The 6,475-nt window shown below is 68.0% G+C and carries 6 protein-coding genes; all 6 read right to left on the bottom strand.

Annotation, left to right across the window (positions count from 1 at the left end; genetic code table 11):
• Positions 1 to 47 precede the first annotated feature (47 nt).
• Positions 48 to 1,223, bottom strand: coding sequence for an FAD-binding oxidoreductase (locus OX89_RS17300; RefSeq protein WP_047351550.1), 1,176 nt, complete (start codon positions 1,221 to 1,223; stop codon positions 48 to 50).
• Between the two features lie 110 nt (positions 1,224 to 1,333).
• Positions 1,334 to 2,320: a magnesium/cobalt transporter CorA gene (corA, locus tag OX89_RS17295; RefSeq protein ID WP_047351549.1), complete on the bottom strand. Its 987-nt coding sequence runs from the start codon at positions 2,318 to 2,320 to the stop codon at positions 1,334 to 1,336.
• Positions 2,321 to 2,551: 231 nt separating this feature from the next.
• A complete protein-coding gene (locus OX89_RS17290; RefSeq protein WP_135147942.1) occupies positions 2,552 to 2,851 on the bottom strand; it encodes a hypothetical protein in 300 nt (99 codons plus the stop codon).
• A gap of 29 nt (positions 2,852 to 2,880) precedes the next feature.
• Positions 2,881 to 3,135, bottom strand: coding sequence for a MoaD/ThiS family protein (locus OX89_RS17285; protein WP_011807031.1), 255 nt, complete (start codon positions 3,133 to 3,135; stop codon positions 2,881 to 2,883).
• 89 nt (positions 3,136 to 3,224) lie between these two features.
• Positions 3,225 to 4,505 carry an NAD(P)/FAD-dependent oxidoreductase gene (locus OX89_RS17280; RefSeq protein WP_047351548.1) on the bottom strand — a complete coding sequence of 427 codons (1,281 nt, stop codon included), beginning with the start codon at positions 4,503 to 4,505 and terminating at the stop codon, positions 3,225 to 3,227.
• A gap of 91 nt (positions 4,506 to 4,596) precedes the next feature.
• Positions 4,597 to 6,444 (bottom strand): aldehyde ferredoxin oxidoreductase family protein, encoded by a 1,848-nt coding sequence (locus OX89_RS17275; RefSeq protein WP_047351547.1) that lies wholly within the window; start codon positions 6,442 to 6,444, stop codon positions 4,597 to 4,599.
• Positions 6,445 to 6,475: the final 31 nt, after the last annotated feature.

Here is a 6,475-nt window from a genome sequence, read left to right as displayed (position 1 = left end):
GCCCTTGGTCGACAGCTCATCAATACTTAACGCGAACAGCGCCTTTTTTATTGGGAGGAGGAAGTGGATGCGGACGGGGTTCCGCCGCCCAGGCGCGCCGGGCTCAGCTGCGCGGCGTCCACGCCTTCGGCCGCGAGGAACGCGGGCAGCGGCTGGCGCTGCAGGAGGGCGCTGGCGGCGGCCGATGCGCCTGCGGCCGTCTGGATGCCGTAGCCGCCCTGGCCCGCGAGCCAGAAGAAGCCGTCCTGACGCTCATCCCAGCCGATGACGAAGTTGCCGTCGGGCGCGAAGCTGCGCAGCCCGGCCCAGGTGTGGCTGGGGCGGCGGATGCGCAGGTCGGTGAGCGTCTCGATGCGGTGGATGCCCGTGGCGATGTCCAGCTCCTCGGGCGCCACATCCTGCGCGGGCACGGGGTCGGCATTGGCGGGCGAGCCGAGCAGCTGCCCGGCATCGGGCTTGAAATAGAAGCTCTCGTCCACGCCGATCACGGTGGGCCAGCCGCGCACGTCCACGCCCTGCGGCGCGGCGAAGGTGAAGGCCGAGCGCCGCTTGGGCTGGATCGCCAGCGGCCGCGCGCCGCACAGCTGCGCCACCGCGTCGGCCCAGGCGCCTGCCGCGTTGACGATGGTGCGGGCCTTGAAACGCCGCCCGTCGGCCAGCGCCAGCGCCCAGGCGCCGCCCTCGCGGACGGCGCCCGTCAGCTCGGCGTTGCAGTGCAATTGCGCGCCGTGCCGCGCCATGCCGCGCAGAAAGCCCTGGTGCAGCTCGGCCACGTCGATGTCGGCGCTGCTTTCGTCGAGCACCGCGCCGACCAGCTGGCCCGCGTCGAGACAGGGCGCCAGCGCCTTGGCATCGGCGGCGCCGATGCGGCGCGCGCGCAGCCCTTCGCGCAGGTACACCGCCAGCGCCTCATCCAGCAGCGCCTCCTGCCCGGGCGTGCCCACGTAGAGCACGCCGCGCGGGTGCAGCAGCGGGTGGTTGCAAAAGCCCTCGGGCGGCCGTTCGTAGAACGCACGGCTGGCGCGGGTGAGGGCGCGGATCTGCTCGGTGCCGTAGCTCTCCATGAACATCGCCGCCGAGCGGCCCGTGGAGTGGTAGCCGGGCTGCGCCTCGCGCTCAAGCACCAGCACGCGCACGCCGTCCCGCGCCAGCCGCCAGGCAACCGATGCGCCGGCCATGCCCGCGCCAACGATGGCGTAGTCAAAAACAGGGGTGTCCGTCATGGTTTTCTGATGATGATTTGCCGAGGGGAAAATTCTCCGACAAACCTCACAGCACCGGGGTTCATACGGGGAATACGCTTGCAAGCGCGCTGTTTGCCCTTGTCAGGGGGCTACTTCAACCAGCCCCGCTTGCGGAAGTACAGCATCGGCCCTACGGCGCTGGCCACCATCAGCGCCAGCACGTAGGGGTAGCCGTAATGCCACTCCAGTTCGGGCATGAACTTGAAGTTCATGCCATAGACGCTGGCGATCAGCGTGGGCGGCAGCAGCGCCACGCTGGCCACGGAGAAGATCTTGATGATCTTGTTCTGGTTGATGTTGATGAAACCCACCGTGGCATCCATCAGGAAGTTGATCTTGTCGAACAGGAAGGCCGTGTGGCTGTCCAGCGACTCGATGTCGCGCAGGATCTGGCGCGCCTCCTCGAACTGCTCGGCGTTGAGCATCTTGCTGCGCATCATGAAGCTCACGGCGCGGCGCGTGTCCATCACGTTGCGGCGGATGCGCCCGTTCAGGTCTTCCTGGCGCGCGATGGCGGACAGCACCTCGCTGGCGCGCGCATCGGTCACGCTGCCCGCCAGCACCTGGGTGCTGACCAGCTCCAGGTCGTCGTAGATGCCCTCCAGCGTGTCGGCGGAGTATTCGGCGTCGGTGTCAAACAGGCTCAGCAGCACCTCTTTGGCATCGTCGATCAGGCCCGGCGCGCGCCGCGCGCGCATGCGCAGCAGGCGAAAGACCGGAATGCTCTCATCGTGGATGGAAAACAGCACGCCCTTGCTTTTGAGCTCGTCGTTGACCAGGTTCAGGATGAAGGCCACGCGCGCCGAGCGCGGCTTGTCGTACACATCCACCAGAAAGTCGCTGCGGATGTGCAGCTCGCCGTTGTCTTCCTCGTAAAAGCGCGCGGACTCTTCGATGTCCTCGTCCATCGCATCTTCGGGGATGGACAGGCCGTAGTGCTGCTTGATCCAGCGCTTTTCTTCCAGCGTGGGGGACTCCAGGTCCACCCAGATCGGCTGAAAGCGCGCCAACTCTTCCAGGGACTCGATTTCTTCCTGGACGAGCCGGCCGTTGGCGAGCGTAAAGATGTTGAGCATGGCTCACTCTCCCGGTTGTCTTGTGGCGTCTGCAAAAGGGGCGGGGGGCGCTTTCAGTCCCTTCGGCATGTCAATGGGCCGGGAGGCTGAAAGCTACCAACTAGGGTAGGTTTCCACGGAGCTGTCTCCATACGTTGTGCAAGACGGGAATTATCGCATCCGCTCCCCAATGGAAGCACCGCCGCATGACACGTTCTTGGCGCCTTTTCGGGGGAAAGGCGCCGCACCGCATCACCCCCCGCCGCGGTGCGTGTGCAGGTCCAGGTGCCGCATGAAAGCCTGGCGCTCGGCGGGCGGGACGCCGTCGAACGCGAAGTGCAGGTGCAGCGTGGGCAGGCGCAGCAGCGCGATCTGGCGCGCAGGCCCCGGCGCCCAGTGCAGCGTGAGCGCGCCCCCCGCGAGCGCGATGCGTACCTGGGCGTCGCCCTGTGCGGCCCAGTCGTGCCCCGCCAGCGCCCGCTGCAGCAGCCGCTGCCATTCGGCGGGCGCGCAGCTCATGTCGCGCGTGAAGTGGTCAGGCCAATCGCTCAAAAGGTGCGGGGAGGGTAGGAGGCTGCGATTCAGCCGCCGGCGATCGGCGGCCAGATGGCGAGCGCGTCGCCCTCGTGCAGCGTGGTGGTGGCGCGCGCCGCGGGGGCGATGTAGCGGCCGTTGACCAGCACCAGGTGCACCATGTCCGGCGGCAGGCGGAAAGGCGCGATGATCTGGCTGATGCTCTGTGTGGGGGCGACTTCCAGCACCATCTGGTTGCCTGGGCGCACCTCGGGCGGCAGGTAGTCGGTGAGCGAGGCAAAGAGCTTGAAAGTGATGCGCATGCGCCTATCCGGTTTTCATGCCAAATCAGCCGTTTGCACTTGTGGGATAAGCGCTGACAGCTACTTTTAGCATAGCAAATTCCCTGGCCTCAGCGCCGGCGCGCGTCCTGTGCGCCGCTCCAGTGCCCCTGCGCCTGGGCGCAGGCCAGGTAGGCCTCCATCAGCCGCGTGGGGTCGCGGCGCAGGTGTTCCTTCCAGGGGCCCAGGCGCACCTGGCCTTCCACCAGGCCGCGCATGGCGCCCACGTGCTGCGTCATGCCCACGGAGTTGCAGCCGATGAGCCGGTCGCCCTCGAACTGCAGGCTCAGGTGTTTGCCGGCCGCCGCGTCGGTCAGCGCCACCTGTTCGCCGCCGGGCACGCCCTGCCAGTTGCCGAAGCTGGTGGAGATGAGCCCCAGCGTGTCCAGCACGTTGATCTGCGTGACCACCGTGAGCGCCGTGGGCTGCCCCGCCATGTTGAGCGCCGCCACGCGCGCCTGCTCGGCCGCGTTGGGCTGGATGGCGCTGACCACGGTCTTGCGCGTGAAGGGGTCGAACGCCTCGGCGCAGTCGCCCGCGGCGTAGATGCCGGGCACGCTGGTCTGCATGCGCTCGTCGGTCAGCACGCCCAGCAGGCAGGTGATGCCCGAGTCCTGCAAAAACCCGATGGCCGGGCGCACGCCCGTGGCGCTGATGACCAGGTCGGCATCCAGCACCTGGCCGCCCGACAGGTGCACGCGCAGCGCGTCGCCTTCGCCACGCTCGATACGCTCGACCTTGCGGCCGGTGAACACCTGCACGCCCTGGTGCTCGCACCAGTCGCGGATCATGCTGCCGGCCACCGGGCCCATCATGCGCGGCACCATGCGGTCGCCCATTTCTACGACCGACAGCTGCACGCCGCGCTGGGTGAGCGCTTCCATGATGATGCAGCCGATGAAGCCCGCGCCCATCTGCACCACGCGCGCGCCGGGCTGCGCGCGCGCGGCGATGGCGCGCGCGTCCTGCAGCGTCCAGCAGGTTTCTACGCCGGGCAGATCCAGCCCGGGAATGGGCGGGCGCACAGGGTGCGAGCCGGTGGCGATGAGCAGGCGGTCAAAGGCCAGCGTGGCGCCGCTGTCCAGCGTGACGCTGCGGGCCTGCACGTCAACGGCCGTGGCGCGGCCATGCTGGCGATCAATGCGCTGCTGCGCGAAGTGGTCGCCTTGCTTGCGCAGGTAGGTGCCGCGCTCGTCGATGTCGCCCACCAGCAGGTAGGGAATGGCCATGCGCGAGTAGGGCGGCTCGGCCTCGTCGCCCACCAGGGTGATGCGGTCGCCCGGCGCATGCTTGCGCAGGGTTTCTGCAGCGATGACGCCAGCCGGGCCGGCCCCGAGGATCAGGTGGTGCATGGGGGTTCTTGATTGCTATGCTATTAATAGCTGCTAGCGCTTTCAGGGTAAGCGCTAGCAGCTCATTTGACCCATATCCATCGCAGGCCGCCTACAGCCCCAGGCGCGCGCGCGTCTCGGGTGTGGGGCGGCCCTCGGTGTCCCAGCCGCGCACGGCGTAGTACTTGGGCAGCATCTCGGGCAGGTGGCTCACGCTGCCCTTCGATCCGCCGGTCTTGGCGGCCTCGGTCAGCAGGCGCCGGGGCAGGCTGTCGTCGGCCTTGGTGAAGCCGGCGGCGTTGTTGAACTCGCGCTCCATGTTCCAGATGCGCTCGCCGATCTTCTCCAGCTCCGGCACCGTGAAGCCTTCGTCGCACGCCGCCTGCAGTTGGGGGGCGAGGTCGGGCAGGCTCCAGGCGAAGGTGGTGAAGACGCATACGCCCGCCGAGTCAAACGCCGCCGTCGCATCCTGGAAGGCCTTGACCAGTTCGGGCTTGCCCTCGGTGGCCGTGGGCTCGGTCTTGACGGGGATGCCCAGGATCTCGGACGCGATGGTGTAGCCGCGCAGGTGGCAGCCGCCGCGGTTGCTGGTGGCGTAGGCCAGGCCGATGCCCTGGATGGCGCGGCCGTCGTAGGCGGGGAACTCCTGGCCCTTGGAGGACATGGACAAATCGGGGTGGCCGTACTTGGTGCACAGGCGCTTGGAGCCCTGGCCCACCTCCTTGCCAAAGCCGCGGCCGTGGATGGTTTCTTCGGCCAGAAAGGCCAGCGCCTTGGCCGAGCCGAAGGGCGCCTCGATGCCGATCTGCTCGCGGGTGAGCACGCCCATTTCGTACAGCTCCATCACCGCGCCCACGGTGGCGCCGAAGCTGATGGGGTCGATCCCCTGCTCGTTGCACAGCAGGTTCACGTACTGCAGGCATTCCAGGTCGTTCACGCCGTTGGCCGCACCCAGGGCCCAGGCGGCCTCGTATTCCAGGCCGCCGCTGGCGCCCCAGTACTGCGGCTTGTTGACCACCGTGAAGTGCGTCTCGTCGATCTTGCTGATGCGCCCGCAGGCGATGGTGCAGCCAAAGCACGCCTGGTTGGTCACCAGGTGCTTCTTGCCGTCGCTGGCGCGCGGCGTGGCCATGGCCTCGGCGGAGATGTCCTTGGCGCCTTCGAACTGCACGTCGCGGTGGTTGCGCGTGGGCAGGGCGCCCACCTCGTTGATCACGTTCATCAGCACCTGCGTGCCGTAGGTGGGCAGGCCCTGGCCGGTGACGGCGTTGTCGTGCAGGATCTTCTTGCGCGCGAAGGTCTCGGCCATGAAGGCCTTGGGGTCGCGGATGTTGCCCACGCCCTTGGTGCCGCGCACGGCGATGGCCTTGAGGTTCTTGCTGCCCATGACCGCGCCCACGCCCGAGCGGCCCGCGGCGCGGTGCAGGTCATTGACCACGGCGGCGAACAGCACCTGGTTCTCGCCTGCGCGGCCGATGCCGGAGATGCGCGTGAGCGGGTCCTGCAGCGTGGTCTTGAGGTGCTCCTCGGTCTCCCACACGCTCTTGCCCCAGATGTCGGCGGCGTCGCGCAGCTCGGCCACGTCGTCGTTGATGTACAGGTACACGGGCTTGGGGGACTTGCCCTCGAAGATGACCATGTCCCAGCCGGCCATCTTCAGCTCGGCACCCCAGTAGCCGCCCGAGTTGGAGCAGGCGATGGCGCCGGTGAGCGGCCCCTTGGTGATGACGGTGTAGCGCCCGCCCGTGGAGGCCATGGTGCCCGTGAGCGGACCCGTGGCCCAGATGATCTTGTTGTCCGGCGACAGCGGGTCGACCTGGGGGTCGATCTCGCTGACCAGGTACTTGGTGCCCAGGCCGCGCGAACCCAGGTACTGGCGTGCCCAGTCCATGTTCAGCGGCTCGGGGGTAACGGTGCCCGCGCTCAGGTTGACGCGCAGAATCTTGCCAGCCCAGGACATGATGTGTGCTCCTTGATTGATAGCTGCTAGC

This window comes from Diaphorobacter sp. J5-51, from assembly GCF_001023515.1.
GTDB lineage: Bacteria > Pseudomonadota > Gammaproteobacteria > Burkholderiales > Burkholderiaceae_C > Diaphorobacter > Diaphorobacter nitroreducens.
The sequence above is the reverse complement of the archived record's forward strand: the minus strand, read 5'-3'. Positions and strand labels throughout refer to the sequence as shown.

What these genes read in the sequence shown, in the direction of transcription:
- OX89_RS17280 (WP_047351548.1), bottom strand. Translation starts at nt 4,505, where the DNA reads ATGCACCACCTGATCCTCGGGGCCGGCCCGGCTGGCGTCATCGCTGCA.
- OX89_RS17285 (WP_011807031.1), bottom strand. Translation starts at nt 3,135, where the DNA reads ATGCGCATCACTTTCAAGCTCTTTGCCTCGCTCACCGACTACCTGCCG.
- OX89_RS17300 (WP_047351550.1), bottom strand. Translation starts at nt 1,223, where the DNA reads ATGACGGACACCCCTGTTTTTGACTACGCCATCGTTGGCGCGGGCATG.
- OX89_RS17275 (WP_047351547.1), bottom strand. Translation starts at nt 6,444, where the DNA reads ATGTCCTGGGCTGGCAAGATTCTGCGCGTCAACCTGAGCGCGGGCACC.
- corA (WP_047351549.1), bottom strand. Translation starts at nt 2,320, where the DNA reads ATGCTCAACATCTTTACGCTCGCCAACGGCCGGCTCGTCCAGGAAGAA.